Source organism: Nocardiopsis aegyptia (assembly GCF_013410755.1).
Classification (GTDB): domain Bacteria; phylum Actinomycetota; class Actinomycetes; order Streptosporangiales; family Streptosporangiaceae; genus Nocardiopsis; species Nocardiopsis aegyptia.
Window position 1 is genome coordinate 3,973,685 of sequence record NZ_JACCFS010000001.1, and the last position, 26,569, is coordinate 4,000,253.

The following is a 26,569-nucleotide window of genomic DNA, read 5'->3' on the forward strand; positions in this document are numbered from 1 at the left end:
TCACGGTCGGACTTGAGCTATACATAACGAAGTGGTATCGATGGGGGATGGCAGTTGATGTGACCCCCGCGGGCCGCCCGGCGTCGGCGCCGCCCTCTCCCGCGCCGACGACGAACTGGGTCGGATTCGCCCGGGTCGCCGCCATGGTGGCCGTGGTACTCGTGCACGCGTTCTCGCCGCTGGTGAGCACCGCCCACGCCGACCTCGGCGGTCCGGCGTGGTGGGCCGCGCACGTCCTGGACTCCGCGCTGCGCTGGTGCGTGCCGGTGTTCGTGATGATCAGCGGCGGTCTGCTGCTGCGTCCACGGGAGGAGGACGCCGGCGCGTTCTACCGCCGACGCTGGGCCAAGATCGGCGTGCCCCTGGTCGTGTGGTCCGTCGCCTACCTGGTCTGGGAGCAGTGGCGCGACGGTCTCGACCCCGCGGGCGCCGTCGCCGAGGCCGCGTCGGGATCGCCCTCGATCCACCTGTACTTCCTCTACGTCATCGCGGGCCTCTACCTGCTCACGCCGTTCCTGCGGACGGTGGTGGCCCACACGCCGCGCACCGGGCTGTGGTGGTTCGCCGGGACGATGCTGGCCCTGGGCGCCACCGACCAGCTCCTGGGCCTGGTCGACGGCGCGGGCGGGGTGACCGCCGCGACGCGCTTCCTCCCGTTCCTGGGCTACTACCTGCTGGGGTGGCTGCTGATGACCAGCACCGCCGGGAAGCGCAACCTCCGCTACGGCATCGCCGCGTTCACCCTGGGCACCGCCGCCACCGTGACGGGAGCCTGGGCGGGCGCGGCGGCGGAGGGGGACTGGGGGCGCGGCGCGGAGTACGTGTACGGCTACCTGTCCCCGACGGTCGTCGTCGCGTCCCTCGGGGCGCTCCTGCTGCTGCGCGCCGCGGGCGAGCGCCTGGCGGGGGACGTGCCCGACGCGACCCGGTTCGGCAGGGTCGTGGGAACGGTGTCCGGACTGAGCTTCGGCGTCTACCTCGTGCACGTCATGGTGCTCAACACGCTGCGCGACATCGGGGGCACGCCCGGCGGCGTCCTGGTCCTGGCCGCGGCGAGCGGGTACGCCGTCGCGACCGCCGCCGTCAGCCTGCTCCTGGTCGCCGCCATGCGGCGGATTCCCCTGCTGCGCTCGACGGTCTGACTCCGGGCCGCCGAGCACAGCGCACGGGGTCCCGCGATGGGGGCGGCCGTCAGACTACGGTGACGCTCACCTGGTCGAGGAGGTCCACCAGGGCCTCGTCCGCGCTGTCCCAGTCACCCCTCAGGCAGCTCTGCGAGAAGTACAGCTCGTCGTCGCCCGCCCAGAACACGCCCGCCCTGGCGTCCGTCGTGTTCATGGTGTCGCTGTGCCCCCGGACCACGGCGAACTCCACCGTCCCGGAGTCGGCGGCCACCTCGACGGTGCCCAGGTCCTCGTACTCGGCGTCGTTCTCGGGCTCCGAGCCCTCCTCGACGATCGTGAACCCGGCCATGGCGACACCCACCCAGTCCGCGGCACTCTCCACGGCGGTCCTGCCCGCCTCTTGGCGCTCGGCGGCCCGCCCCTCGATGAGGCCGAACGTGGAGCCGCACCCGGAGCCGATGCCCGTGGTGTAGGTGAACAACGCCAGTTCTTCCTCGACGTTGATGATCCAGTCGTCGAGCTCGCCCTCGTCGGGGACCAGCCAGGCGACGTCGCCGTCCGCGGGGACGGCGGCGAGCGCGGGACCCTCCGGCTCGGGCGAGGCCTCCGCCGACTCCTCCGCCGCGGCGTCGGCCGCCGCTTCGGTGCTCTCCTCCGGCTCCTCGGCGTCCTGCGCGCATCCGGCCAACAACAGGACGGCTCCCGCCCCGGAGAGGACGCGGGAGCTGATCTTCGTCGTGGGATTCATCCGGACAGCATGCCAGGACGGCCATTGGCCGCAGGGAGGCGGTCCCGTGGCCTTCTGACGGCGTCAGTCGGTCGTCGTCCGTCTCCCGGCGAGGAGGAACGCGCCGATCGCGAGGGCGCCCGCGGCCAGCATGACCACGGCCAGCGGGGCGGCGGTGTGCTCTCCGCCCAGGCCCACGAGTGGGGTGACGGCGGCGGCCAGGCCGAACTGGAGGGCGCCCATCAGCGCCGACGCACTGCCGCCCGAGCGGGGCACCGCCGCCATGGCCAGCGCCGTGGCGTTGCCCATCACCAGGCCGATGCTCCCCACCGACACGAGCATGGACAGGGCCAGCCACCCGGCGGGCGCGCCGGTGGCCACGAGCAGTCCGGTGCCGACACAGCCGGCCATGCACAGTGCCAGTCCGGCGCCCAGGAGGCCGCGTACCGACCGGGTGGCCGCCAGGCGGGCCGACAGGGCGCTCACGGCCGACAGCGCGAGGGCGTTGGCCCCGAACGCCGCGCCGTACATCGCCGCGTCCAGGCCGATCATGGTCTGGTAGACGAACGGCGAGGCCGAGATTTAGGCCATCATCACCGCGAACGCGAAGCCGAAGGTGAGCGCGTAGGCCAGGAAGGCACGCGAGCCCAGTCCCGAACGCGCGGCGCCCGTGGCGGTCGCCGAAGGGCCTCCCGTCGCCGACCGGTCCCGCTCCACCGCCCGCGCCGCCGCCGGCCGGGACTCGGGCACGACCAGGAGCACGGCGGCCAGCATCGCGACGGACAGGGCGAGCACGATCCCCAGCAGCCCCCGCCAGCCCAGCGGTCCCAGCAGGAGGCCGCCGAGGACGGGAGCCACGACCGGGGCCACGCCGCCCACGATCATCATCAGGCTGAAGGCCCGCGCGGCGGCCCTCCCGCGCGCGAGGTCGGAGACGACCGCGCGGCCGATCACCATCCCGGCGGCGCCGCCCAGACCCTGCACCAGACGCGCCACCACCAGCACACCGGCCGTCGGGGCGAGGGCCGCCACCGCGCCGGCCACCACGCACAGCACCGCGCCCGCGATGAGGGGCCGCCGTCGTCCGAAGCGGTCCGAGAGCGGGCCGAAGACCAGGTGTCCGGCGGTGAGCCCGACGAGGAAGGCGGTCAGGGTCGCCTGGATCGCGGTGGAGCCCGCGGACAGGTCCTCGGTCATGGCGGGGAACGCGGGCAGGTACAGGTCCAGGGCCAGCGGAGCCATCGCCGAGAGCAGTCCCAGGACCAGGAGCAGGCCCGCACCGATCCGGTCGGCGTCGGCGTCGGTGCCGGTGCCGGTGCCGGGGGAGTCGGGTGTGCCGGGAGGTGCTTCGCGTGGGTGGTGCCGTGCGGTGTCGGGCATGGGTGGGCCGCCTCGTCGTCCAGATGGTTATTTTTTAATAACTATGCTGACATAATAGTTACACTGGACGCGTGACACCACATGACGACGATCACGACGAGCTGCTGGCCGACCTCGCGCACGCGGTCCACCACCTGTCGCGGGAGCTGAAGACCGGTGACGAGCCCGGCATCGTCCCGCTCACCGGGACGCAGCTGACGGTGCTCCGGCACATCCAGACGCACCCCGGGGTCCGCCCCGCGGCCGTCGCCGAGGCCCTGGGCCTCCAGCGCAGCAATCTGAGCGCGGCGCTGCGCGTCCTCCAGAACCAGGAGCTGGTCCGCCGCGAGCCCGACCCCGACGACGCGCGCGTCAGCCGGCTCCAGCCCACGGAGAGGGCGGCCGAGAACCTGCGCCGCGTGCGCGCGATGTGGTCGCGGCGGCTGGCGTCGGTGGTCGGGGGACGGCGGGAGCGGGTCGCGGACGCGGTCGAGCTGATCGACGATCTCGCGCGGGCCCTGCGCGCGGGCTCGGGGCCGGGAACCCGCCCCGTTCCGTGACAGGCCGCGACCGCCCGGATCCTCGACCGGCCGCGCCCGCCCCGGGTCCCTGACCGGCCGCGCCCGCCGCCGGGGCCGGACCCCGGCCCCGGCGGGCGGTCTCAGCCCTTGACGGCGCCGATGATGACGCCCTTGGTGAAGTGCTTCTGCACCAGCGGGTAGATGAACGTGACCGGGACCAGGGCCACCACCACGATGGCCATCTGGATGGCCAGGTTGGGCGCCGACGACGTGCCCTGGACGGCGTCGCCGATCACCGAGTTCGAGCTCAGCTGCTGGCCCTGCTGCACGTACTGGCGCAGGATCAGCTGGAGCGGCCACTTGGAGTTGTCGTTGATGTAGAGGATGGCGTTGAAGAAGGCGTTCCAGTAGCCCACCGCGTAGAACAGCCCGATGACCGCCGTGACGCCCTTGGACATCGGCAGCACCAGGCGGGTGAGGATCGTCCACTCGCTCGCGCCGTCCACGCGGGCGCTGTCGCTGATCTCGCCCGGCAGGTTCATGAAGAACGCCCGCATGACGACGAGGTTGAACGCGTTCACGGCGGTCGGCAGGATCAGCGACCAGTAGCTGTCGATCAGCCCGACGTTGCTGACCAGCAGGTACAGCGGGATCATCCCCGGCGCGAACAGGAACGTCAGCAGCACCGCGAACAGCAGCGGCCGGTGCCACAGCGATCCCGTCTGGGACAGCCCGTAGGCGGCCAGGATGGTCGCCGCCAGGCTCACGGCCGTGCCCACGGCCGTCACGCCCAGGCTGACCAGGACGGCCCGCGTGACCACGCCGCCGCTGAACAGGTCGGCGTAGGCCTGGAAGGAGATGCCCTGGGGCACCAGGACCAGGCCGCCCGCGCTGTTGACCGCCGAGGCCGGCGAGAGGCTGGTCAGGACGACGATGTACAGCGGGAAGACGATGACGACCGCGATGGCCGCCAACGTGGTGTTCTTCGCGGCGCGTGCCGGAAGGCTGGGGCGCTCCGCCCACACGGGGCGGTCGGCGAACAGTGTGCTCATGAGCGTCTGTAGATTCCGTTCTCGCCCATCTTGTGGGCCAGCTTGTTGGCCAACACGATGAGGATCAGTCCGACGATGCCCTTGACCAGGCCCGCGACCGCTCCCGCGCTGAAGTTCCCCGTCACCAGCGTCTGGTGGTAGATGAAGGTGTCCAGCACCTCCGAGACGTTCGCGCCGAACGCGTCCCGCTGCAGGTAGAACTGCTCGAAGCCGACGTTGAGGATGTCGCCGAGCTTGAGGATCAGCAGCAGGATGATGACCGGGCGCAGCCCCGGCAGGGTGATGTGCCACATCCGCCGCCACCGGCCGGCGCCGTCCACCGCCGCGGACTCGTACAGGTTCTGGTTGATGGCCGCCAGCGCCGCGAGGAAGATGATCGTCCCCCACCCGGCGTCCTTCCAGATCATCTGGGAGGTGACCACGAACAGGAACGCGTCCGGGTTGGTCATGACGTCCAGCGGCGCGTACCCGTTCTGCCGCAGGATCTGCGAGAAGAGCCCGGCACCGCCGAGGACCTGCTGGAACAGGGTCACGACCAGCACCCAGGAGAAGAAGTGCGGCATGTACACGATGCTCTGGAGCACCAGGCGCATGCGGCGGGAGAGGACGCTGTCGAGCAGGATCGCCAGAGCGATCGGGATCGGGAAGAAGAACACCAGCTGGATGCCGGCGATCATCAGGGTGTTGCCCGCCGCGCTCCAGAACCGGGCGTCGGTGAAGAGGCGCTCGAACTGGCTGAACCCCACCCACGGGCTGCCGATCACGCCGTCCCACGGGTTGTAGTCCTGGAAGGCGATGATGTTGCCGAGGGTCGGCGTGTAGTGGAACACCGCGAGCAGGGCGATCGCGGGCAGCGTCATCAGCAGCAGCTGCCAGTCGCGGCGCAGTCGCGACCGCAGGGACCGGCGCCGCGGGCGGGGCGCGCCGGCGCCCCGTCGGCGGACGGCGCGCGGGCCGCGGCCCACGCGCCCACCGCGGCCCCCGTCCGACCCGCTCCCGCCACCGGATCCGGTGGCGGCGGGAGCGGCCGAGCGGGGGGCCGGCGGGGCCGTGGTGCCGCCGGAGGAGTCGGCCCGGTCAGTCACGGCCGTGCTCCTGGAGGACGCCCATGTAGAACTCGCGGCCCTCGTCACCGCCGTCGCGCCGCCAGTCCGAGATGGCCTGGTCGAGCTGGTCGAGGCCCTCGCGCCCGCGGATGATGTCCTCGACCTTGTCGGTCATCGGCGTCTCTGCGGCGGAGAACCGCTCGGGGCGCTGGATGCGGATGCCCGCGAAGGGGTCCTCCTCCGCGAACTGGGCCGCGTGGTTGTACCAGTCGGTCTTCCACTGGACGAAGTCCGGGTACTGGCTCTCCGTGATCGCCGGGGGCCGCCCGCTGATGAAGTAGTAGCCGTCGTTGACCTCGGAGTTGCCCAGGTCGGTCAGCTCGGGGGCGCCGTCGTCGTTGCGCTCGTGGTGCACGCCCTCCTCGCCGTACCGGTAGTCCATGTACTCCCGGGTGCCGAACGGGGCGGCGCAGAAGTTCAGCACGCCGAGGATCTCCTCGACCTGTGCCGGGTCCATGCCCTTGCGGATGAACACCGACTGGCCCGAGGGGTCGGACTTGTGCATGACGGGGTCGTTGCCGCCCTGGCCGAAGACCGGCATGAGGTCCAGGCGGAAGTCGGAGTTCTCGCCGAGCATCTGCGCGTAGGCCTCGTTCCAGGCGCCGAGGCCGTCCTGGTTGAAGATGATCTGCCCCGAGTTGAGCAGCTCCTTGGAGTTGTCGGCCTTGGCGACCACGTCGGGGTGCATGAGCCCGGCGTCGAAGATCCGGCGCATGAACTCGATGCTGGCGCGCCATTCCTCCGTCTCGAACATGTGGATGAGCTCGCCGTTCTCGTAGCGCCAGAGCCTGGGCGCGCCGAAGACCTGGCGCATGCTGAGGTTGAAGTCGCCGAACGCCCACCGGTTGTTGTCGGGGTCGTTGATCTCCTCGCCGATCGCGAACAGTTCGTCGGGCGAGGTGGGCGGGTCGATCCCGAGCTCGTCCAGGATGTCCTGACGCATGAGCACCCAGTTGCCGAAGGGCTCGGCGGGCCACGGGACGCCCATGAGCTTCTCGTTGAAGACGTTCCAGCGCCAGGCGTCGCTCTCCAGGTTGGCCAGGAGGGGGTAGGCGCTCGCGGCGTCGCCGGCCAGGTGGGGGGTGAGGTCCTCGAACAGCTCGTCGACGGCCCGGTTGAACTGGGGGATGAGGTTGATCGTCCAGTCCGGGAACATCGTGATGTCGGCGACGTCGCGTCCGGCGATGACCGCGTTCATCTTGTCGATGACCGTGTCGCCGTCCTGGAAGTTGAACTCGACCGTCGTCCCGATCCGCTCGTTGACGTAGTCGAAGAAGGAGTTGTTGCCCAGGCCGGGCGGTACCGGGCCCCACAGCGGCGTCATGGCGGTGTAGTGGCCGCCGCTCCCCGGCGGGTTCGGCAGCGCCTGGACGAACGTCTCCGGGTAGGAGGTGAAGCCGCTCGGTGCGCCGTGCAGGCCCTCGATGTCGGGGGCGACCCCGTCGAAGGGGATGTGCGTGGGGATCAGGTCGTCCAGCGAGGTGGCGGCCGAGGCGGATCCGCCGCCCCCGCCGCCGGAGTTCGAGCCGCACGCGCCGAGCGCTCCGGCGGTGAACGCGGCGGTGGTGGAGGCGCCCACCAGGCCGAGGAAGCGGCGGCGGGTCGGCGCTGGTCTACGAGGAGTGGGGGGCATAGCGTCGTTCCTTCGGTCGATCAGGCCGCGGGGCCCACGGGGGTAGGAATCGAAGGGCCATTTTGCTATGAATTAGTTGGCCGTTTGGACAAACAAATTACTGCACTGTGAACTAGCACACAAGGTCTCGTCGGGCTCGAAGTCGAAGCGTTTCGATTTCGATTCGGCGAGACGTCGGCGCACCGAACCAGAGACGGACACCCCCCATGGCCCACCCGGTCACCCCGGACTCCCAGGACGAGCAGCGCGTACGCGGGCTCCTGGACGCCCTCACCCTCGACGAGAAGATCGGGCTGCTGCACCAGCACCAGGCGCCCGTCGAACGACTCGGCCTCGACGCCTTCCGCACCGGCACCGAGGCCCTGCACGGCCTGGCCTGGCTCGGCCCCGCCACGGTCTATCCGCAGGCCCTCGGGCTCGCCGCGACGTGGGACCCCGACCTGGTCCGCCGGGTCGGCGCGGCCACCGCCGACGAGACCCTGGCCTTCCACGCACGCGACCCGAAGGGAGCGGGCCGCAACGTCTGGGCGCCCGTCGTCAACCCGCTGCGCGACCCCCGGTGGGGGCGCAACGAGGAGGGCTACGCGGAGGACCCGTGGCTCACCGGGCTCATCGCCACCGCCTACGCCCGCGGCCTGGCCGGGGACGGGCCGCGCCTGCGCACCGCGCCCACGCTCAAGCACTTCCTGGGCTACAACAACGAGACCGACCGGTGCACCACCTCCAGCGACCTGCCGCCGCGGGTCCTGCGGGAGTACGAGCTGCCCGCCTTCCTGCCCGCCCTGCGCGAGGGGGCGGCGGTCGCGGTCATGCCGTCCTACAACCTGGTCAACGGCCGGCCCGCGCACCTGAGCCCGCTGATCGACGAGGTCCTGCGGGACGCCGCGCCCGACGACCTGCTCGTGGTGAGCGACGCCTACGCGCCCGCCAACCTCGTGGAGCTCCAGCGCTTCCACCCCGACCTGCCGACCGCCTACGCGCACGCGATCCGCGCCGGGCTGGACAGCTTCACCCAGGACGACGAGCGGACCGAGGCCACGCTCGGGCACATCCGCGCGGCCCTGGACCGGGGCCTGCTGGCGGAGGCCGACATCGACCGGGCGGTGCGCCACGCGCTGTCCGTGCGCGTCCGGCTGGGCGAGTTCGACGCCGAGCCGTCACCCGCCGCCAGCGGCGCCGCCGACACCCCCGAGCACCGCGCGCTCGCCCGCGAGGCGGCCACGCGCTCGATCACGCTGCTGCGCAACGACGGGCTCCTGCCGCTGCGCGACGTGCGCCGGGTGGCGGTGGTCGGCCAGCTCGGCGACACCCTGCTGGAGGACTGGTACAGCGGGACCCTGCCCTACAAGGTGACCGCGCGCGAGGGCATCGCCGCGCGCGTGGAGACCGTGTTCTGCGAGGGCGCCGACCGGATCACGCTGGCGACCTACGGCCACGGGGCGGTCGTCGCGCCGGCGGACGGCGGGCCGCTGCGGCTGGTGAGCACCGGGGCGCAGGGCCTGCACGAGGGCGACGCGGCCGTGCGCGCCCGCACGCCCGGCGCCGTGTTCGACCTCCTGGACTGGGGCGGCGGCGCTCACGCCCTGCGCTCGGCGGAGACGGGCCGGTACGTCAACGAGGGGCCGGACGGCACCCTGGTCTGCGACGCCCCCGGCCCCGGGACGTGGGAGGTGCGCCAGACCTTCCGGCTGGAGGAGGACGCCGCCGGCCACACGGTCCTCGTCCAGATCCACTCCGGACGGCGGGTCGGGGTCGGCGACGACCTGGTCCTGCGGTTGGTCGAGGCCCCCGACGAGGCGACTCCCTTCCTCGTCGACGGGCTCGGCTCGGGCGCGCGCGAGGCGGCGCGGGTGGCCTCCACGGCCGACGTCGCGATCGTGGTCGCCGGCGACCACCCGATGGTCAACGGCCGCGAGACCGAGGACCGCGCCGACCTGGACCTGCCCGAGGCCCAGGAGCGGGTGCTGCGGGCCGTGCGCGAGGCCAACCCGGCCACGGTCCTCGTGCTGAGCAGCGGCTACCCGTTCGCCGTGACGTGGGCCGACGAGCACGTGCCCGCGATCCTGTGGTCGGCGCACGGCGGGCAGGAGTACGGGCACGCGCTGGCCGACGTGCTGTTCGGCGACGCCGAGCCCGCCGGGCGGCTCACCCAGACCTGGTACCGGTCGGCGGCGGACCTGCCGGACCTGCTCGACTACGACGTCATCACCGCGCGCGGCACGTACCTGTACTTCGAGGGCGACCCGCTCTACCCGTTCGGGCACGGGCTCGGCTACACGAGTGTCGAGTACGGGGAGCCGTCGGTCCGGGTGGACGGCGGCCGGGTGACGGTGGAGGTCGAGGTCGCCAACAGCGGACCCCGGACGGCCGAGGAGGTCGTGCAGGTGTACACCCGCCAGTTGGAGTCGAGCGTGCGGGTGCCCCTGCGGGCGCTGCGGGGCTTCGCGCGGCTGTCGGTGGAGCCGGGCGGGTCGCGTACGGCCGTGGTGGGGTTCGACGTCGACGACCTGGCGCTGTGGGACACCACCCGGGACCGGTTCGTCGTGGAGGAGGCCCCGCGCGAGGTGTTCGTCGGCCGGTCGGCCGGGGACGTCCGCGCGAGCGCGCCGCTGGAGGTGCCGGGCGAGGCGATCCCGCCGCGCGACGCCTTCGGCCGGGCGTGGGGGGCCGCGGGCTACGACGACGCCCGCGGCGTCCGCCTGTGCCCGGTCACGCGCGAGCGCGGGGACGCGGTGCGCGCCGCCGCGGACACCGCGTGGGCGGGCTTCCGCGGGGTGGACCTGGGGATGGGGGCCGCGGAGGGCCGGCTGGTGGTCAACGCCGACCGGGAGTGCGTGGTGCGGTTGCGCCTGGACGATCCGGAGGAGGGGCCGGTGGCGGCGGTGTTCACCGTGCCCGCCGCCGACGACCCGTTCGCGTTCACCGAGGTCGGCGCGCGGGTCGAGGGAGCGAGCGGCGTCCGCGACCTGTACCTGGTCTTCGAGGGCGCGGGGGCGGCGGTGGCGTCGTTCGCGTTCGGTCCGGCCTGAGGGCCCGCCCGGCCGGGCGCGGCGGTGCCGTCGGCGTTTCGGCCGGGCCGGGGGCTTCTCCCGCCGGGATCACCCGGCGCGGACCCGGGGCGCGGGCAGCGGCAGCAGTCCGGCGTCGAGCGCGTGGACCATCGCCGCCGCCCCGCCCCGGGCCGCCGCGCTGAGCCCCAGGGACGACAGCTCCACCCGGCAGCCGCCCGCGTCGGGCGCGAACACGTCCGCCGACGCCGTCGCCCGGCAGTTCGGCAGCAGCCACGGGCCCATCGGCACGAAGTAGCCGCCGAGGACGACCACCCGCGGGTTGACCACGTTGGCCAGCATCGCCACGCCCCGGCCCAGCCACGTCCCGGCCCGCTCGAAGGCGTCCACCGCGGTGGCGTCGCCCGCCGTGGCGCGCTCCACCGCGACGGCCACGAGCGCGGTGATGTCGCTGGCCGAGAGGAAGCGGTCGGGGACGCGGTCGGGCACGGCCTCGCGCAGGATCGGATCGATTCCGGCCAGCGCCTCCAGGCAGCCGCGCCGCCCGCACGCGCACGCGGGACCCTCCTCGGTCAGCGGCACGTGGCCGATCTCCCCGGCGAAGCCGCCGGTGCCGCGCAGGAGCTCGCCGCCGGTCACCAGGCCGGCGCCGATGCCGACCTCGCCCGTCAGGTAGACCAGGTCGGGTGTGCGGGCGAAGGACCCGGTGAGGTACTCGGCCAGCGCGCCGAGGTTGGCGTCGTTGTCCACCTGCACGGGCAGGCCGGGGTCCGGGAGCAGGTCGCGGACGAGGTCCCGGAGCGGCACCTCGACCCAGCCGAGGTTGGGGGCGCGTCTGACCGTCCCGGTGGCGGTGTCGATGAGGCCGGGCACGGCCAGGCTCACGCCGACGACCGTCCGTCCGCTCAGCTCCGGGCCGTCCATGGTCTCCCGTACCGTGGCGGCGATCTGCCGGACGCACTCGTCGGGGCCCGCCGAGCGGGCGTCGAAGGGAACGTGCCTGGTGAGGAGGTCGTGGGTGAGGAGGTCGACGGCGACCACCGACAGGTAGTCGACGTTCACCTCCACGCCGATCGCCGCCATCGAGGTCTCGTCCAGGGCCAGCATCACCCCGGGGCGCCCCACGCGGTGCTCGGCGGTCACGCCGGTCTCGCGGACCAGTCCGCGGGAGATCAGATCGGAGACCAGGCTGGACACGGTGGTCTTGTTCAGCCCCGTGGCCGAGGCGACCGCGGCCCGCGAACAGGGCGCCATGGCGCGCACCGTGCGGAGCACCACGCCCAGGTTGGTCTCCCGGACCGTCTGGAAACTCACCGAACCCGTCGACACGGTTCCCCCTCTTTCCTCCCCGCCGAGGCGCACCGGGCGCTGTGCCCGGATCGTACAGGGCGTAAGGAAAACCGGTTGCCCGGGCGCGGGGCCGCCTGCTTGGATCCCGGACATGGTGCCCCCCGACGTGTTCCGCGAACAGCCCGTGCTGACCGGCTGCCGAGTCCGCCTGGAACCCCTCGACGGGGAGAACGGCGCGGCCCTCGTCGACGACTACGTCGACATGGACCCGGTGGTGCGCAGGCTCACCGGCACGCACCAGCGGTTCACTCCGGAGGTGCTGCGCGACTGGTTCGCCACGCGCCCGGACCAGCACGACCGCGCCGACTGGGCGATCCTCGAACGCGAGGGCGGCACGGTGGTGGGGGAGTGCGCGCTCATCGACCTGGATCCGGACAACGCGGCGGCCGACTACCGGATCACGCTGCGGGACATGGCGCTGACCGGCCGGGGGTACGGCACGGAGGCGACCGACCTGGTCCTGGACTACGCGTTCGGCACGGCGGGGCTGCACCGCGTCGCCCTCCAGGTGTTCGCGTTCAACGTCAACGCCCAGAAGTCCTACGCCAGGTCGGGCTTCGTGCGTGAGGGGGTCTGGCGGAGCCACCTGCGCTGGGACGGCCGGTGGCACGACACGGTCCTGATGTCGGTCCTGGCCGGGGAGCACGCCCGCCGCCGCGCGGAGCGCGGCGCCGACGCCTGAGCGGGAGCGGTCGCGGGGCCGCGGACCGCGCGGGGCCGAGCGCCCTCAGTCGAGTTCGCCGACGTGCAGCACGGCCGCCCACCCGTCCGTGAGCAGCAGGTGGTCCACCCAGGCGAAGTCGTACTCGCAGCGGCGACCGGCCGATCCGGTGATCCGGTAGGCCCGCCGGACCTCCCCGAACCCGAGTTCGACCTCCAGCGCGAGGTCGTCGACCGCCCTGCGCAGCGACGCGGCCGGGTCCTCGCGGCCGGTCCCGGGGCCGGCCGGGCGCCGCCACGCGGCGTTCCGTTCGACGAGGCCCCGGAAGAGGTCGTCGTACCAGGCGTGCCGCACGTGCCGGACCTTGGTGATCCGGACGTCGGCGCTCGATGGGGACTCGGCGTACACGCGGCGGGCCAGGCGTTCCGGGTCCTGCGCCGCCGGGCCGGACACGGGCCGCGCGGTCGCGCCGGTGAGGCCGACGACCAGGGCGGTCAGCCCGCCGGTGCGGGTCCACTCCTCCTCGATCCGTTCGAGCGGACCGTCGATCTCCGCGCCCGTCGCCTCCAGGTGCTCCGCCCACGCGGGCCGCCGCACCCCGCGCCGGTCCCTTCCACGCGCCATTCCCGTCCTCTCGCTCGATGGAACGGACGCCGGATCAGGCCCGCGGGTTCCCCGGGGCCTTGTGCCGCTGGTAGTAGCGCGCCACGCGTGCCCGGTTGCCGCACCGGCTCGGCGAGCACCAGCGCCGCCGCGGATGCGCGGGGAGGAAGAGCATCACGCAGTCCTCGGCCTCGCACTCGCGCACCCGGGCCACGGACGGGTCCGTGAGCAGGTCGACGGCGGCCTCGGCCAGCAGCGTGGCGAGCCGGACGCCGAGCGGTCCGGGGCGCTGACGGGTGAAGGTGAGTTCCCGTCCGTCCCAGACGAGCGCGCGGACGGCGGGCGCGGTGCGCTGCGCGCCGTTGAGGGCGTGCAGCGAGCACGGGGGCGGCGCGGCACCGCGCATGAGGGCGCGAACGGTCTCCTCGGTGTGCCGGCGCACGGCGTGGACGGGCGGCAGGTCGTCGGGCGTGGGGTCGGTGTCGGGGACGAGTCCGGGCAGCCGGGCGGTCTGGAGGGCGAGCCACGCGGAGAGCTGCTCGGGGGTGGCGAGCAGGTCGTGGCGGCCCTCGGGCCCGGCGGGGCGGGTGTTGACCAGGTCGAGGGCCAGCGGCTCTCCGGTCAGGGGGATGTCCTCACTCACCTGGCTAACGCTACATCCGGCCATTGACGAATTAGAAGGGGGTGGGCTAGAACTAATGCATCTTCCTTAGAAAGAGGCATGTGAGATGACGCCGTCGTACTCTCGCCCCGACTCCGCCCCCGACTCCGCCGCCCCCGCCGTCGCCGTGCCCGCCCGTACGGTGCACCGCCGGATCGAGGTGGACGGCGTCGACGTCTTCTACCGCGAGTCCGTGCCCGACCGCGCCGACGCGCCCGTCCTGCTCCTGCTGCACGGATTCCCCTCCGCCTCCCACCAGTTCCGCCGCCTCATCGACGCGCTGGGCTCCCGCCACCGCCTGATCGCGCCCGACTACCCCGGTTTCGGGCACACCGGGGCGCCGGCGGGCTTCGACTACACCTTCGACCGCCTCGCGGACGTCACCGAGGGCTTCGTGCGCGCCCTGGGACTCACGCGCTTCGCGGTGTACATGTTCGACTTCGGTGCGCCGGTGGGCTTCCGGCTGGCCCTGCGGCACCCGGAGTGGATCGCGGGCCTGGTCGTACAGAACGGCAACGCCTACGCCGAGGGCCTGTCGGAGGCGGCGCGCGCGTTCACCGCGCTCACACCCGACACCCCGGGCGCCGAGAAGACCATCCGGGACCTGTTCACGCCGGCGGCGACGCGCGCGCAGTACGAGGGCGGCACCGGCGATCCGGCGCTCGTCGCGCCGGAGGGATGGCTGCTGGACCAGTACTTCCTCGACCTCCCGGGCCGCGCGGAGGCCCAGTTGTCCCTGGCCTACGACTACCGCTCCAACATCGCCGCCTACCCGGACTGGCAGGCCTGGCTGCGCGAGCACCGGCCGCCCGCACTGATCACGTGGGGCGTGGGCGACCCCTTCTTCCCCGAGCCCGGCGCCCGCGCCTACCTGCGCGACCTCCCCGACGCGGAACTGCACCTGCTGGAGACGGGGCACTTCGCGCTAGAGGAGAAGCTGCCGGAGATCGCGCCGCTGGTGTCGGACTTCCTCGACCGGATCGACCGGACCGACCGGTGAACGCGGACCGGCCGGGGCGTCGCGCGGCGGCGCGGGTGTGCGCCGGACACCCACTAGCCTTCGGACCATGCCGGTCCCAGACTTCGTACTCGAACTCCGCCGACGCATCGGCCACGACCTCCTGCCCCTCGTGGGGGTGACGGGCGTGGTCTTGGACGACGGCGGCCGCGTCCTGCTGCACCAGCGCACCGACGACGGCCGCTGGTGCACGCCGGGCGGGATCCTGGAGCCGGGTGAGCAGCCCGCCCGGGCCGTGGTCCGGGAGGTGTGGGAGGAGACCGGCGTGAAGGCCGAGGTGGAGCGCCTGGTCAGCGTGGTGTCCGCGGAACCCTTCACCTACCCCAACGGCGACCGCGTCCAGATGCTCGACCTGGCCTTCCGGTGCCGCGCCGTGGGCGGGAGCCCGGGTCCGGTCGGCGACGAGTCGCTCGACGCGCGGTGGTTCGCCCCCGACGACCTGCCGGAGATGCCCCCGCGCATCCTGGAGCGCATCCGCCACGCCCGCGAGAACCGGGTCGAGCCCTACTTCGTGCTCTGACGGCTCCCCGGGCCGCCGCGCCCCCGCTCACGGCGGACGGCCCGCGCGGTGGGCCGCGCGGGCCGTCCGCCGTGAGCGGGGGCGCGGCGGCCGGTCACTGCCACTGGCGCCGCATGGTCCAGGTGTCGGAGGCGGCGTCCCTGGTGATGTCGATGATGCTGGGGTGTCCCGCCTCCGACTCCGCCGAGACGCGGAGCAGGTGGACCTGGGTCGCGGGGGCGCCGGGCGACTCGGCGCGAGCGGGCCAGTCGCCGATGACCCGGCGGACCCGGAACGTGTGGCCGCGCCAGGTGAACTGGGCGGGGTTCCCACCGTGGGTGGAGCGGACGTCGATCTGTTCGTTCAGGAGACTCACTCGCACAGTTTATCGAACATGTGTTCGACCTCGTCAAGTCCCCTCGCGTCCCCGCCGGGTGCCAACACCCTAGAGCCGGTCCCCACGGGCGCCCGGGTTCCGCCACGGCGTGTCCCGCGCCGGCTCCGCGCCCCCGCGCGGACCCCGCCGGTCCCTCACGCCATGGCGGTGCCCGGTCAGGGCGTCACGACGACCTTGCCCCGCACCCCGCCGCGTTCGAGCATGCGGTGGGCCAGGGCGATATCGTCCATCGCCAGCACGGAGTCGACCATGGGGGCGATCGTGCCCTCGTCCACGAGCGCGGCCAGTTCCTCCAGTTCCCGCGGTGACGGGTCGTTGCTGAACGCGATGAGGCGCGTGCGCCTGTCCAGGCCGCTCGCCAGGACCCACAGGGCCGCCCGGATCGGCCGGCCCGGGTCCAGGGCGAGCGGGAACAGCGCGCCCCCTCGGTCGAGTCGGCCCCTCACCTGGGACATCCGCGTGCCGACCAGGTCGACGACCACGTCGAACCGCCCCAGGTCATCGAGACGGGTGCCGCGGTAGTCGAAGGCCTCATGGGCGCCCAGTCCGCGCAACCAGGACAGGTGGTCCGCTCCGGCCAGTGCGGTGACCCGCGCGCCCAGGGCGGCGCCGAGCTGCACGGCGACCACCCCCACGCCCCCGGCGGCCCCGCGCACCAGCAGCCGCTGTCCCGGGCGCAGGCGCACCCGGCGGGTCAGGGCGTGCAGCGCGGTCGTGCCCGAGGCCGGCAACGCGGCGGCCTCCTGGGGCGGGACCGAGCGCGGGGCCGCAGCGACGCGGTCCTGGGGCACGACGACCGACTCGGCGACGGCCCCGAAGGTGCCGTGCGGCAGCACGCCCCACACCAGGTCGCCGACGTTCGCGCGGGTGACGGAGGGCCCCGCCTCCGCGACGGTCCCCACGAAGTCGACACCCGTCCCGGCCGGGAGGCGCTGGCGCAACACGTGGCGCAGCCGTCCGGCGCGGATGGGGGCCTCGCCGCCGCCGACGGCGGCGGCGGACACCCGCACCCGGACATCGGTGTCCCCCACCGGGGGCGTCGCGAGCCCGTCGACGACATCCAGGACCTCGGGTCCCCCGTAGCGGTCGTAGCGCGCTGCGCGCATGGTTCCTCCTCGTGCGGGGAAGTATCCGCCGCGTCCGTCCGTTCTCACCGGAGGTGTCCGGTGCCGACCTGGACAACCCGGACCCTCCGACCGCCCATCCCGACGACGGGAAAGTGAGACCAGACGTGGCCGAGGACGCGCAGATCCACGCCGGGGCCGAGCCCCAAGGGCCTCCCGGACTGAGGCGGGACGCCCGGCGCAACCGGCTCGGCGTGCTGCGGGCCGCGCGCGAGGTCTTCCGTGACCGGGGTCTGGACGCGACCACGCGGAGCGTGGCCCGCCACGCCGGGGTCTCGGTCGCCACCGTCCATCGGCGCTTCCCCGGCCGAGAGGTTCTCGTGGCGGACCTGGCCGAGCGGGCCGCGGACGACCTGATGGCCTGCTTCCGGGACCTGGAGCGGACGGTTCCGGCCGACCTGGCGCTGGAGCGCGCCCTGCGCGTGGTCGCCGCCGAGACGGTCGCCACGCGCGCGTGCGCGCCGGATCACCGGGAGCGCTTCGCCGACCGGGCGCGGGAGCTGGAGGAGCGCGTCGACGCCGCGCTGGCCGGGCTCCTGCTGCGCGCGCGGGAGGGCGGACTGATCAGGTCGGCGGTCACCGCTCGGGACCTGGGCCTGGCCAGGGTCGCCGTGGCGGCGGCAGTGGCCGCCGAACCGGACACGGAACGGGCCGGTTGGGCGGCCCAGCGGACCGTGACGCACTTCGTGCGGTCCTTCCGCGGTACGGACTGAGCCGGTCCCCACGGGCGCCCGGGTTCCGCCACGGCGTGTCCCGCGCCGGCTCCGCGCCCCCGCACGGACCCCGCGCGGTGTCCCGGGCCGGGTCAGAGGAAGACGCGGCCGCGGCGGGCGCGGTCGCGGAGCGCGGCCATCCGGCGGGTGTTGCTCGGGCGGCGGCTGAGCAGGTGGTACACCAGCAGCGACAGCCCCCGGTCGGTGCGGGCGCGGTCGGCCATCTCGCCCATGTTGACGCGCGCGTACAGGTGCTTGCCCCCGGCATGCAGCCGGACCGCGTGCACGCCCTGCGGGCAGTGCGTGAAGGCGTGGTTGTCCGCCGTGTACTCCATGGTCCGGGACAGGGCCGCGCCCAGTCCCGGCACGAGGTGGGCGCCCAGAGTCGCCAGCCGGCGCCAGAAGCCCGTGTGCCCGGCGGCGACGTGGCCGAGCTGGTGGGCGATCAGGAACGCCACCGCGTCCGGGTCGCGCAGCCGCTCGCCGACCTCGAACAGGTCGTTCGGCAGCACCAGGTACCGGTGCAACCGGTGCCCCCCGGCGTCCGTCCGTGCCGCCCAGTGCTCGCCGCCCGCCCGCACGTACGCCTCCGGGACCCGGCTCAGGCCCATGCCGACGGACAGGGACGCCACCATCCGGTAGGCCTCGGGGAACTGGGTGGGCGAGATCTTCACCGACTCCGCGCGCTGGCGGGCGTAGCGCAGCCCCCGGGCCGCCCAGAGCCCCACGGGCACCGCCGCCGACGCTCCGGCCGTCCACCAGGGCGAACCCGACACCGACCACACGGCGTACGCGAACGCCGCGACCACCACCAGGTTCACCACCGAGCACACGACCAGCAGCGGCACCTCCCACGGGTGCGCGGGCGCGGGGAGCAGCTCCTCGTCGGCGTCCAGGGAGCGCGACGGGTCCGTGTGGCCGTGCGAGGTCCGCGGTCCCGGCCCACCGTGCGCGTGCGCCCCCCTGCCGGACGTCGCGGAGCAGCCGTGCGCCCCGTGGGTCGAACAGGTGGCGTGGCCCTGCGGGGGTATCGCGTGTGACATCGTGCCTCCCCTCAGGTCGCGGGTCGCGCTCATGGCGATTCGGCTACACTCTGTAGCTGAATATTACGTTCCGCTTCCCTTGGGATGGTGTTGTCGGGCGACGGCGTGTCAGGGCGCGTGCCGGTCAGTGCCCCTCGTAGCGCCGCAACTCCTCCGCGAGCACGTCCAGGAACCGGTCCACCTGGGCGGGGTCGTACCCCGGGCGGGCCCGCGTCGTCGCGAACTGCACCCGCTCCACCTCGGCGGCCGACAGCGTCGCCCGCTCCGGCCGCCCCTGGAGCAGCACGTCGAGCGTGAACTCGGCCCGGTCCAGGAAGTCGTCGACCTCCTGTTCGTTGTAGCCGGTGGTCAGCCGCGTGGTCGCGAACTGCTGTTCCCGGATGTCGCGCGGAGTCATCGGCGGGCGCTGGTACTGCGGCCCGCCGTGGGGCGGCGGCGTTCCTGGGCGCTGCGGGCCGGTCGGGTCGTGCTGGGACGGCGCCGCGGGCGGGCCGCCGGGCCCCATCGGTCCGCCCTGGCCCATCGGTCCGCCCTGCCCCGGACCGGTCATGCCGGGCCGGCCCGGCAGCGGCGGGCTCGCGGGCCGGCCGAGCCCGCGTCCGACCAGGTCGGCGACCACGACGTCGAGGAAGTCGTCCACCTCGTCCTCCCGGTACCCCGGGCTGAGCCGCGTGGTCCGGAACCGGGAGTTGCGCACGTCGTCGGCCGTGAGGAGGGGACCGCGGCGGGGCCCGCCCTCCAGGGCGACGAGCGTCGCCTCTATCCGGTCGAGCAGGGCGTCGACGTCCTCCTCGTTGTAACCCGGGCGCAGACGCACCGTATGGAACTTCTTGTTGCGGATGTCCGCCGGTGTCAGAGGCATGGTCCCCATTGTGCAGTTCACGTGGTTCGACGGGGGGTCATCCCCGGTCACCGCGTGATTCGGCTTCGGTGATCCGGTCGGCGAGGTCGCTGAGCACGTCGACGACCTGGCTCCTGTCGTACCCCCGCAGGGTCACGTCCAGCGAGGACTCCCGCAGTTCGGCGGCGCTGATCGGCTCCGGCGGGCGGCGCTCCGGGAACCCGGGGACGGGCACGGCGGCGTCGGTGAAGGCGGGGACGCCGGTCAGCGTGGTCAGCGTGACGTTGGCGCGGTCCACGAGGTCGTCGACCTGTCGGCGGTCGAACCCGCGCAGGACGACGTCGATCGCGGGGACGCGCGGGGGTACGGGGGAGCTCATGCAGGGCATTATGGCCGAGACCCCTCGCGCTCGCCAGGGATGACGGCGGTTGTGGCCGGGAGCGGTCGTCCGTGCCCGGTTCACTCGCGCATGAGGTAGACGGCCAGTCCGCGCGCGATCGCGTCGGCCGCCGTCTCCTGCCACTCCGGGTCGGACAGGAGCGCGGCGTCCTCCTCGTTGCGCAGGTTCCCCGCCTCCAGGAACACCTTGGGCACGGTGGACAGGTTGAGGCCGCCCAGGTCGGTGCGCTCGTCGAGGCCGTCACCGGAGAGGTAGTCGGCGTAGGGCATGCCGGAGCCCTCCCGGTACTCGCGCCGCAGGTCCTCGGCGAGCAGCCGCGAGGGCTCCACGATGTCCTCGGTGAAGCCGTCGACCTCTCCGGGGGCGATCACGTGGAAGCCGCGGCCCGACGGAGGGGCGCCGTCGGCGTGGATGGACACGGCCGCGTCGGCCTCGGCCTCGTTGCCGATCGCGGCGCGTTCGTCGATGCAGGGACCGACGCTCTCGTTGTCGTCCCGGGTGAGGACGACCGTGGCGCCGTCCGCCTCCAACCGCTCCTTGACCAGCAGGGACAGTTCCCAGTTGAACTCGTGCTCGGCGTAGCCGTCCCCGGTCTCCGAACCCACGGTGTCGCAGGCCTTGCGCTCGGGGCCGGCGGAGACGAGTTCGCTGATCTCGTCGGCGGCCTCGGCGTTGCCGCCGTTGTGCCCGGGGTCGATGAGGACCACCCGGGTGCCGAGGGGGCCGTCGCCGGCCGGGGTCTCGTCGGTCCCCGCGCCGTCGGGCGGCTCGGCGTCGTCCCCGGAACCCCCGGACGTGTCGGGACCGGTGTCGGCGCCCTGGTCGCCGTCGTCGGGGCCGGGCAGGGGGATCGCCGCGGTCGGGTCGCCCTCGGGTGCGGCACCGGACCCGCTCGCGCACGCGGTGGCGAGCAGGACGGTGGTGGTCAGGGCGACGAGTGACAGGGCGCGGACGGCACGGCTCCGGGGCCCCGGCGGTACGGAGGCGGGCATGCCCACAACCTAGGGCATGTTCGGCGGGCGCCGCCCGTCGCGATCGGCACCCACCGAACACGCCCTGGCCCTGCACCGCGACCGGGACCGACCCCCGGTGGCCGGGGGCGCACCGGGCCGGTGACGCGTCAGGACGCGTTCCGGTTGACGCCGAATGGTGTGAAATCCACCGGAATTCCACGGATGCGGAGCGTGGCGGCCGGTAGGCCCGGTCATTCGGCGCGGGCGTTCCGCCGTTCGGGCGACCATTCTCCGGAGCGGGAGTTCTGGTAACGGTACGGGGCAGGAGTGTCCTCCGGGTGCGGTCGCCCCTCACTCCCCAGCCGGGTCACCTGCGGTGCGGTGGGCGGGCCACTCCGTCGAGGCGCGCCCCCTTCTCGGACGCGCATCCCGAATCCGGGTTGACAGGCAGGCGAAAAAAATCCCGCAGAAATGGTTCGGTTGCGCAGGGTGATCCATTCCCTCAGTGTTACCCATTTGTCATCACATATCGGATGATGCGGACTTTGTTTTACGGTTAAGGTACTTTCTGGAAGCGGGACGCGGTCCCACTCTTGGTTGACGAGTCCCACTGTCCTGGGACTGGTGCGCTTCCGCTTCCGGTTGGCAGAGGCCCCTCGCGGCGCCTGTCATCCCCCTACCAGCCCCTGGGTCAGCTGCTCCGGACCTCGCGGATCTCCCCGCGTCCCGAGGAGGCGGAGTGCGGCCAGGCCAGCCTGTCCAGCACGGGCTGGATTGATCCGAATGAGGATGACCTTGAAGATCAGTCCCCGATTCTCCGCGCGCCGCATCGCGCAGGGCGGCGCCACCTTCGCCGCCTTCGGTGCGCTCAGCATCGCCGCCGCCATGCCGGCCGCCGCCGACACCACCTACGGCTGGGGCTACGCCACCGCCACGGGCGGCGCCGCCGAGGCGATGACCGACGTCACCCAGTCGGGCTCCGCCTCCGACGCCACCGGCGGCGTCATTCAGGTGGACGACTGCTTCTCCCTCGACGCCGAGACCACCGCGACGGTCAACGCCAGTGGCGTGACCGCCACCACGGTGATCAACAGCGCGAGCATCAAGCTCACGCAGGACTGCTTCGACGAGCTTCCCGAAGAGGAGGCCCCGGAGCCCACCGAGCCCATCGAGGACGAGGACGACGACGAGACCGAGGGCGAGACCCCGGAGGAGTCCGACGCCCCGACCGACGGTGCGGACGACGCCGAGGGCGACGACGAGAGCCCCGAGCCGACCGAGACCCCCGCCGAGGGCGAGGGCGACGACACCGAGGGCGAGACCCCGGAGCAGACCCCGGCCCCCGAGGGCGAGGGCGACGACGCCGAGACCCAGGACCCGGAGCCGACCACGGCCCCGACGACGGAGACCGCGTCCGAGGAGACCACCGAGGTCGTCACCCTGGACGAGGAGAACTCCACCACCGTCAGCGCGAACGGTGACCTGATCGCCGACGTCAGCGTCTCCGGTGCGAGCGTCACCACCACCCAGTCCTGGGACGGCGACGTCGACTACTCGCTCAACCCCGGTTCCTCCGAGGGCGGCGCGTCGGTCTACCCCGTCCACTACGTGGAGGCCTTCGAGGACGACGGCGTCACCTGGAACGACGGCATCACCGACCTCTACGTGACCTTCACGGTCGAGGAGGCCCAGGTCACCTACTACCTCGGCACCACCGCCGCGGCCGTGGCCACCGTCGAGGACGGCGAGCCCGGTGGCGAGAACCCCGGTGGCGAGGAGCCCGGTGACGGCGACGAGCAGAACCCGCCGGCCCGTGACGAGGAGCCCGAGGAGGAGGCGCCCGAGCCCAAGTCGGTCGAGCCCCTGCCCCAGACCGGTTCCCCGGTCATCGGCCTGATCGGCGCCGGCGCGGCGATCGCCGTCGGGGGTGGCGCCGCCGCCTTCCTGGCCCGTCGCAAGAAGACCGCCGCCACCGCCGAGGAGAACGGCGAGGGCTGAGAGTCCGAGCTGAGGGCCTGACGGCCTGACGCGGCCCCGGGGACGAGTTCCCCGGGGCCTTTTCGCGTCCCGGGGCCTTTTCGCCGCCCGCGGGCGGGCCGCGGAACTCCCGGGGGTGGGAGCCGCGTTAGGCCCTAGTAGACACAGGAACCGATCCGTGGCGGACCGTGGCGGACCGCTTCCCGTGCGGTGGCCCACCGACTAGGCTCGCGGTGGGCACTCCGGTACCCCGGCAGTCCGGGCCCGCACCGGGAGGAGGACCCCTCCCGTGCCGCGGGCACCGCTCACGGCACGAGCATGCCGACCGGACCATCCCCCAGACGCAACAGGAGCGAAGTGGTGACCCCCCACAGACCGTCCGCCCGACGCCTCCTCGCCGGAGGCACCCTGTTCGCGGCCCTGGGCGTGCTCGGCGCCGCCTCGGCGGCCCCCGCCACCGCCGACGCGACCCCGCTGGTGTGGGGCCACGCCCAGTCCTGGGTGGCCGACGGCGACCTCGTCACCGGCTACTCCACCGTCGTCGGCTTCGGAGGGGACACCGAGGAGAACGTCCGGGCCGAGACCCTCTTCGGCCCGTTGGCCGAGCACGCCCTGGTGCGGGGCGGGAGCAGCGCCGTGGTCGACGGCGACGGAGCGAGCGCCCGGTCGACCGTGGACAGCGCGATCGTCCGTCTCGGCGTGCACGACCTCGCCGCCCTCGGCCTGCTCGACCTCCCGGACGGCGCGGCACCGCCGTCCGCGAGCCCCAGCGCGCCGGAGAGCCCCCCGCCGGTCACGGCCTCGGAGTCCGACTCCGACTCCGACGCCGCCTCCGACCCCGAGCGCGACCCCGGCACCGAGCGCTCCCCCGGTACCCAGGACGGGACCGGCGACGACGCAGACGGGCCGGTCATCGCCGAGGAGAGCGGGCCGGAGCCCGAGGCCCCGGAGGAGGAGACCCTGCGGGAGCCCTCCTCGTCGCCCTCCGCGGAGTCGGCCTCGCCCAGCGCCTCTCCGAGCGACGGCACGGGCACCGCGAGCCCCGCGAGCACCGGCGACGACGTCGTCGTGCTGGACGAGAGCAACTCCAGGACCGCCTCCGGGAGCGACAACTCGGTCGAGTTCACGCTCGCCGACGTGACCGGCACGGCCGACGCCGATTTCGACGGCTCGACGGAGGCCTCCCTCGAACACGGCGACCTGACCGCGTTCGGGGTCCCCGTGGGGCCCGTGGACGCCGAGGGCGTCACCGTGGACGACACCCTGGAGGTTCTGGGCGAGGACGGCGAGGTCCTGGAGACCGTGCCCGTGAGCGTCCGGTTCGAGGCCACGGAGGCGACCTTCGACGACCAGGACGAGGACTGGACCGGGGAGGGCGTGCGCACGGCACTGACCGTGTGGATCCAGGTCGGCGACGACGAGGAGGACGTGCTCGGCGTGGACTTCGCCGACGCCTGGGCGCTGGGCTCCACCTTCGGGGACGCCGTGGGAGCACCCGGGCCCACGGACCGGTCCGCCGATCCGAGCCCGAGCCCGAGCCCCAGCACCACGCCGGCCGCGACCGACAACCGGCTGGCGACGACCGGAAGCTCGCTGGCGGCCCTGGTGACCGCGGCCGTCGTGGCGGTCGGCGGCGGTGCGGCCGCGACCTTCCTGGCCCGCAAGCGCACCACCGCCCTGGACGACCAGATCGAGGACTGAGGGGCCCGCGCCACCGGGCTCCCGTACACGCTCCGTCGATAGTCCTGTGACCGGGAGTGAACGAACAGGGCGGGTCTTCGTTGTCGGAAGACCCGCCCTCGCACTGCTCTGGCCGACTTTCACCCGGGCCTCTCCGCCCGGCCTCGCGCCGCCCGAACTTCGTTGTTTCAGCCGGAGTACGTCCGGCCGTTCCCCCCGGAATCGGCACAGACCGGGGAGATCACTCCGTACGCTGGCTGGGGATTCCGGCCAGCAGGGCGCGGACCTCAGTTTCGCGGTAGCGACGGTGTCCGCCCAAGGTGCGGATCGAGGTCAGCTTGCCCGCCTTGGCCCAGCGTGTCACGGTCTTGGGGTCCACGCGGAACATGGTGGCAACCTCGGCGGGGGTCAACAGGGGCTCCGCCTCGGGCGTGCGAGTTGACATGTGTACGGCCTCTCCTCCTGGATCTGTGTGCCGATCCTTGAGCCTTCATCCTGGCACTTGACCCGGATGTCCAATATTTCCTCTAGGTCTATATTGGCATCACCCGAGGTGATTGTGCGACCACTCCAAGCAACTTTGCACGTGGGAGGCCAAAGAAAGCCGCCCGTGGCCGCGTCACGCTAAGTGATTCTAGCGACACGTTTAGTGGCATGTGGCGTATTCGGTCAAAACTTCGTTCTCCGGCCTCGTTTTTCTCGATGCGGAGAGTCCGAAGTGCTACGTGAGCTTGACCGAAACCCCTCCCCCGGAGGCGGGCGTCGGCGGTGGCGTCCCTGGTCAACCGTGGTGTGGGAGGAGGAGCGGTGGGGCGTCGGGCGGGAGTCCCGTCGCCCCCGGGTGGCGGGCGGAGCCACGCGGATCCCCGGCGTGGCAAGGGGTTTCGTCGTGACACAGAGTGCGGTCAGTGATCGGTCGGCTACAGTCTAGGCCGATCCCTATCGGCCGTTATGCCCAGTTTCACGCTGCTTGATGTCGTGCACCGCACGCGTCCGGACTCGCACCGTTGTCACGTGCGGAAAGTCCGGAGACGAACCCGAAGAAACCTGGTGTACCAGGTTGCGACACGGCGTGGCGCCCGGTCGGCGGCGCGGATTTTCCACGACAGACGGCCCCCATGTGTCCGCGAAATCCTGAGGAACCGATGACCCTCAGTTGGCGTGCTCCAGGGCACGCACCGACCTCCAGCGCCGCGTGATGCGCCGGCGCAGCGTCGTGACGGTCTCGGTGTCGCCCTTGGCCAGCGCCTCCACGGCGGCCGAGACCTCGCCCACGGAGTGGTCTTCGCTCAGGTGGTCGTCGCTGAGCAGGTGGGGCAGCCCGCCGTAGTCCAGCTCCAGCAGCGAGTTCGGGTGCGCGGTCAGCGACAGCCAGTCGACCAGCTGCTCGGTCGACGCCGACACCGCGTGCGCGCCGAGGTGCTCCCGCAGCACCGCCACGGTGTGCTCCAGCCGCCGCCTGGCCATGGAGGTCCGCGTCAGGTACAGCAGCGTCCGGGTGGAGTTGGCCGACAGCACCAGGCACCGCTCGCGCTCCTCGAAGGGCACGAACCACGCCACCGGGATGGTCCAGTTGCTCGACAGGATGCCCGGGCGCACCTGGCCCCCCGCCCCCTTCCACTCCTGGTAGTCCTCCTCCACCCGTTCCGCCTCGGGGAGGGGTACGAAGGCCTCGCTGACCGCCACCGGGGTCGCGTTCGTGAACTCGGTGAAGGCGCGCCAGGAGCGCAGCCTGGTCTGCCAGGGGCACACGTACAGGCGCTCGTTGACCCGGCGCAGGTAGGCGTCCCCGCTCTCCTGTTCAGGGGCCACCACGGGCGGGGTCGCGATGAGTCGGTGCAGGCTCGCGGTGTGCTCGGCGGACAGCGCGTTGATCCGGCGCGGCCGCTCCGAGGACATGGAGTACTCCTCCCAGTACCGACGGTCGCGTACCGGGAAGGCATCGATCGGCTGGTAGACGCGAAGGTAGGCGGTGTAGGGCAGCACGATCGCATCGTGGCACATATCGTGGTGGGTGGCACCCACCGAATTCCCCTGGCCGTACGCGGGGATCGGTCGCGGACCACACCCGTCACACCCGGGTGGCGTAGGCACGGCGGGGCCCGACCAGGTACGGTTG

General features: G+C 73.0%; 26 protein-coding genes. 9 read left to right on the plus strand and 17 right to left on the minus strand.

Going from position 1 to position 26,569, the window contains the following annotated elements:
• The first annotated feature begins 47 nt into the window (after positions 1-47).
• Positions 48-1,142, plus strand: coding sequence for an acyltransferase (locus HNR10_RS17870; protein WP_179825020.1), 1,095 nt, complete (start codon positions 48-50; stop codon positions 1,140-1,142).
• A gap of 49 nt (positions 1,143-1,191) precedes the next feature.
• Here HNR10_RS17870 and HNR10_RS17875 read toward each other — a convergent pair whose 3' ends face one another.
• The 3 genes from HNR10_RS17875 to HNR10_RS30805 all read right to left on the minus strand — a co-directional run bounded on the left by HNR10_RS17875 (position 1,192) and on the right by HNR10_RS30805 (position 3,231).
• Positions 1,192-1,872, minus strand: coding sequence for a hypothetical protein (locus HNR10_RS17875; RefSeq protein WP_179825022.1), 681 nt, complete (start codon positions 1,870-1,872; stop codon positions 1,192-1,194).
• Positions 1,873-1,935: 63 nt separating this feature from the next.
• A complete protein-coding gene (locus HNR10_RS30800; RefSeq protein WP_218897830.1) occupies positions 1,936-2,403 on the minus strand; it encodes an MFS transporter in 468 nt (155 codons plus the stop codon).
• A gap of 30 nt (positions 2,404-2,433) precedes the next feature.
• Positions 2,434-3,231, minus strand: coding sequence for an MFS transporter (locus tag HNR10_RS30805; RefSeq protein WP_218897831.1), 798 nt, complete (start codon positions 3,229-3,231; stop codon positions 2,434-2,436).
• Positions 3,232-3,302: 71 nt separating this feature from the next.
• Between HNR10_RS30805 and HNR10_RS17885 the strand changes: the two genes are divergently transcribed.
• Entirely contained in the window at positions 3,303-3,770 is a 468-nt protein-coding gene (locus HNR10_RS17885) for a MarR family winged helix-turn-helix transcriptional regulator (RefSeq protein ID WP_179825024.1), read from the plus strand.
• A gap of 101 nt (positions 3,771-3,871) precedes the next feature.
• On the opposite strand, the gene HNR10_RS17890 is transcribed toward HNR10_RS17885, so the two are convergent.
• The 3 genes from HNR10_RS17890 to HNR10_RS17900 are packed head-to-tail and all read right to left on the minus strand — an operon-like array spanning position 3,872 to position 7,522.
• Positions 3,872-4,783: a carbohydrate ABC transporter permease gene (locus tag HNR10_RS17890; protein WP_179825026.1), complete on the minus strand. Its 912-nt coding sequence runs from the start codon at positions 4,781-4,783 to the stop codon at positions 3,872-3,874.
• Positions 4,780-5,868, minus strand: coding sequence for an ABC transporter permease (locus HNR10_RS17895; protein WP_179825028.1), 1,089 nt, complete (start codon positions 5,866-5,868; stop codon positions 4,780-4,782). The genes HNR10_RS17890 and HNR10_RS17895 overlap by 4 nt, the downstream gene beginning before the upstream one ends.
• The gene (locus HNR10_RS17900; RefSeq protein WP_179825036.1) at positions 5,861-7,522 is read right to left on the minus strand and encodes an extracellular solute-binding protein; all 1,662 of its coding nucleotides are present in this window, start codon (positions 7,520-7,522) and stop codon (positions 5,861-5,863) included. Before HNR10_RS17900 ends, HNR10_RS17895 begins: the two co-directional genes overlap by 8 nt.
• Before the next feature lie 206 nt (positions 7,523-7,728).
• On the opposite strand from HNR10_RS17900, the gene HNR10_RS17905 reads away from it, so the two are divergent.
• Complete coding sequence (locus HNR10_RS17905; RefSeq protein WP_179825039.1) at positions 7,729-10,551, plus strand: glycoside hydrolase family 3 protein; 2,823 nt, start codon at positions 7,729-7,731, stop codon at positions 10,549-10,551.
• Positions 10,552-10,620: 69 nt separating this feature from the next.
• Here HNR10_RS17905 and HNR10_RS17910 read toward each other — a convergent pair whose 3' ends face one another.
• The gene (locus tag HNR10_RS17910; RefSeq protein ID WP_312889325.1) at positions 10,621-11,844 is read right to left on the minus strand and encodes an ROK family transcriptional regulator; all 1,224 of its coding nucleotides are present in this window, start codon (positions 11,842-11,844) and stop codon (positions 10,621-10,623) included.
• Positions 11,845-11,971: 127 nt separating this feature from the next.
• On the opposite strand from HNR10_RS17910, the gene HNR10_RS17915 reads away from it, so the two are divergent.
• Complete coding sequence (locus HNR10_RS17915; RefSeq protein ID WP_179825043.1) at positions 11,972-12,562, plus strand: GNAT family N-acetyltransferase; 591 nt, start codon at positions 11,972-11,974, stop codon at positions 12,560-12,562.
• 45 nt (positions 12,563-12,607) lie between these two features.
• Here HNR10_RS17915 and HNR10_RS17920 read toward each other — a convergent pair whose 3' ends face one another.
• Positions 12,608-13,165 carry a hypothetical protein gene (locus HNR10_RS17920; protein WP_179825045.1) on the minus strand — a complete coding sequence of 186 codons (558 nt, stop codon included), beginning with the start codon at positions 13,163-13,165 and terminating at the stop codon, positions 12,608-12,610.
• 34 nt (positions 13,166-13,199) lie between these two features.
• Positions 13,200-13,787 carry a CGNR zinc finger domain-containing protein gene (locus HNR10_RS17925; RefSeq protein ID WP_179825050.1) on the minus strand — a complete coding sequence of 196 codons (588 nt, stop codon included), beginning with the start codon at positions 13,785-13,787 and terminating at the stop codon, positions 13,200-13,202.
• A gap of 85 nt (positions 13,788-13,872) precedes the next feature.
• Here HNR10_RS17925 and HNR10_RS17930 point away from each other — a divergent pair, with 85 nt between their 5' ends.
• Together HNR10_RS17930 and HNR10_RS17935 are read left to right on the plus strand one after the other, a co-directional pair.
• Entirely contained in the window at positions 13,873-14,805 is a 933-nt protein-coding gene (locus tag HNR10_RS17930) for an alpha/beta fold hydrolase (protein ID WP_179825051.1), read from the plus strand.
• 67 nt (positions 14,806-14,872) lie between these two features.
• Complete coding sequence (locus tag HNR10_RS17935) at positions 14,873-15,343, plus strand: NUDIX hydrolase (protein WP_179825052.1); 471 nt, start codon at positions 14,873-14,875, stop codon at positions 15,341-15,343.
• A 94-nt stretch (positions 15,344-15,437) separates the two neighbouring features.
• On the opposite strand, the gene HNR10_RS17940 is transcribed toward HNR10_RS17935, so the two are convergent.
• Together HNR10_RS17940 and HNR10_RS17945 are read right to left on the minus strand one after the other, a co-directional pair.
• Positions 15,438-15,698, minus strand: coding sequence for a DUF6504 family protein (locus tag HNR10_RS17940; protein WP_053616814.1), 261 nt, complete (start codon positions 15,696-15,698; stop codon positions 15,438-15,440).
• Positions 15,699-15,874: 176 nt separating this feature from the next.
• Positions 15,875-16,825, minus strand: coding sequence for an NAD(P)-dependent alcohol dehydrogenase (locus tag HNR10_RS17945; RefSeq protein WP_179825053.1), 951 nt, complete (start codon positions 16,823-16,825; stop codon positions 15,875-15,877).
• 113 nt (positions 16,826-16,938) lie between these two features.
• Here HNR10_RS17945 and HNR10_RS17950 point away from each other — a divergent pair, with 113 nt between their 5' ends.
• The gene (locus HNR10_RS17950; protein WP_312889326.1) at positions 16,939-17,556 is read left to right on the plus strand and encodes a TetR/AcrR family transcriptional regulator; all 618 of its coding nucleotides are present in this window, start codon (positions 16,939-16,941) and stop codon (positions 17,554-17,556) included.
• A 92-nt stretch (positions 17,557-17,648) separates the two neighbouring features.
• On the opposite strand, the gene HNR10_RS17955 is transcribed toward HNR10_RS17950, so the two are convergent.
• The 4 genes from HNR10_RS17955 to HNR10_RS17970 form a co-directional block, all read right to left on the minus strand.
• On the minus strand, positions 17,649-18,599 hold the full coding sequence (locus tag HNR10_RS17955; RefSeq protein WP_246406284.1) for a M48 family metallopeptidase: 951 nt from the start codon (positions 18,597-18,599) through the stop codon (positions 17,649-17,651).
• Between the two features lie 124 nt (positions 18,600-18,723).
• Positions 18,724-19,470 (minus strand): DivIVA domain-containing protein, encoded by a 747-nt coding sequence (locus HNR10_RS17960; RefSeq protein ID WP_179825055.1) that lies wholly within the window; start codon positions 19,468-19,470, stop codon positions 18,724-18,726.
• A 28-nt stretch (positions 19,471-19,498) separates the two neighbouring features.
• Positions 19,499-19,819: a hypothetical protein gene (locus HNR10_RS17965; protein ID WP_179825057.1), complete on the minus strand. Its 321-nt coding sequence runs from the start codon at positions 19,817-19,819 to the stop codon at positions 19,499-19,501.
• 80 nt (positions 19,820-19,899) lie between these two features.
• Positions 19,900-20,832, minus strand: a complete 933-nt coding sequence (locus HNR10_RS17970; protein WP_179825059.1) for an N-acetylmuramoyl-L-alanine amidase — start codon at positions 20,830-20,832, stop codon at positions 19,900-19,902.
• Positions 20,833-21,588: 756 nt separating this feature from the next.
• Between HNR10_RS17970 and HNR10_RS17975 the strand changes: the two genes are divergently transcribed.
• The gene (locus HNR10_RS17975; protein ID WP_179825061.1) at positions 21,589-22,791 is read left to right on the plus strand and encodes an LPXTG cell wall anchor domain-containing protein; all 1,203 of its coding nucleotides are present in this window, start codon (positions 21,589-21,591) and stop codon (positions 22,789-22,791) included.
• Positions 22,792-23,130: 339 nt separating this feature from the next.
• Positions 23,131-24,471 carry a hypothetical protein gene (locus tag HNR10_RS17980; RefSeq protein ID WP_312889327.1) on the plus strand — a complete coding sequence of 447 codons (1,341 nt, stop codon included), beginning with the start codon at positions 23,131-23,133 and terminating at the stop codon, positions 24,469-24,471.
• 220 nt (positions 24,472-24,691) lie between these two features.
• On the opposite strand, the gene bldC is transcribed toward HNR10_RS17980, so the two are convergent.
• Both bldC and HNR10_RS17990 read right to left on the minus strand, forming a co-directional pair.
• Positions 24,692-24,895, minus strand: coding sequence for a developmental transcriptional regulator BldC (gene bldC / locus HNR10_RS17985; protein WP_013155387.1), 204 nt, complete (start codon positions 24,893-24,895; stop codon positions 24,692-24,694).
• A gap of 707 nt (positions 24,896-25,602) precedes the next feature.
• Positions 25,603-26,436 (minus strand): hypothetical protein, encoded by an 834-nt coding sequence (locus tag HNR10_RS17990; protein WP_312889328.1) that lies wholly within the window; start codon positions 26,434-26,436, stop codon positions 25,603-25,605.
• Between the last annotated feature and the right edge of the window lie 133 nt (positions 26,437-26,569).

Coding starts and splice junctions, on each gene's coding strand:
- HNR10_RS17870 (WP_179825020.1), top strand. CDS start 48: ATGGCAGTTGATGTGACCCCCGCGGGCCGCCCGGCGTCGGCGCCGCCC.
- HNR10_RS17875 (WP_179825022.1), bottom strand. CDS start 1,872: ATGAATCCCACGACGAAGATCAGCTCCCGCGTCCTCTCCGGGGCGGGA.
- HNR10_RS30800 (WP_218897830.1), bottom strand. CDS start 2,403: ATGATCGGCCTGGACGCGGCGATGTACGGCGCGGCGTTCGGGGCCAAC.
- HNR10_RS30805 (WP_218897831.1), bottom strand. CDS start 3,231: ATGCCCGACACCGCACGGCACCACCCACGCGAAGCACCTCCCGGCACA.
- HNR10_RS17890 (WP_179825026.1), bottom strand. CDS start 4,783: ATGAGCACACTGTTCGCCGACCGCCCCGTGTGGGCGGAGCGCCCCAGC.
- HNR10_RS17900 (WP_179825036.1), bottom strand. CDS start 7,522: ATGCCCCCCACTCCTCGTAGACCAGCGCCGACCCGCCGCCGCTTCCTC.
- HNR10_RS17905 (WP_179825039.1), top strand. CDS start 7,729: ATGGCCCACCCGGTCACCCCGGACTCCCAGGACGAGCAGCGCGTACGC.
- HNR10_RS17915 (WP_179825043.1), top strand. CDS start 11,972: ATGGTGCCCCCCGACGTGTTCCGCGAACAGCCCGTGCTGACCGGCTGC.
- HNR10_RS17920 (WP_179825045.1), bottom strand. CDS start 13,165: ATGGCGCGTGGAAGGGACCGGCGCGGGGTGCGGCGGCCCGCGTGGGCG.
- HNR10_RS17930 (WP_179825051.1), top strand. CDS start 13,873: ATGACGCCGTCGTACTCTCGCCCCGACTCCGCCCCCGACTCCGCCGCC.
- HNR10_RS17935 (WP_179825052.1), top strand. CDS start 14,873: ATGCCGGTCCCAGACTTCGTACTCGAACTCCGCCGACGCATCGGCCAC.
- HNR10_RS17945 (WP_179825053.1), bottom strand. CDS start 16,825: ATGCGCGCAGCGCGCTACGACCGCTACGGGGGACCCGAGGTCCTGGAT.
- HNR10_RS17955 (WP_246406284.1), bottom strand. CDS start 18,599: ATGTCACACGCGATACCCCCGCAGGGCCACGCCACCTGTTCGACCCAC.
- HNR10_RS17960 (WP_179825055.1), bottom strand. CDS start 19,470: ATGGGGACCATGCCTCTGACACCGGCGGACATCCGCAACAAGAAGTTC.
- HNR10_RS17965 (WP_179825057.1), bottom strand. CDS start 19,819: ATGAGCTCCCCCGTACCCCCGCGCGTCCCCGCGATCGACGTCGTCCTG.
- HNR10_RS17970 (WP_179825059.1), bottom strand. CDS start 20,832: ATGCCCGCCTCCGTACCGCCGGGGCCCCGGAGCCGTGCCGTCCGCGCC.
- bldC (WP_013155387.1), bottom strand. CDS start 24,895: ATGTCAACTCGCACGCCCGAGGCGGAGCCCCTGTTGACCCCCGCCGAG.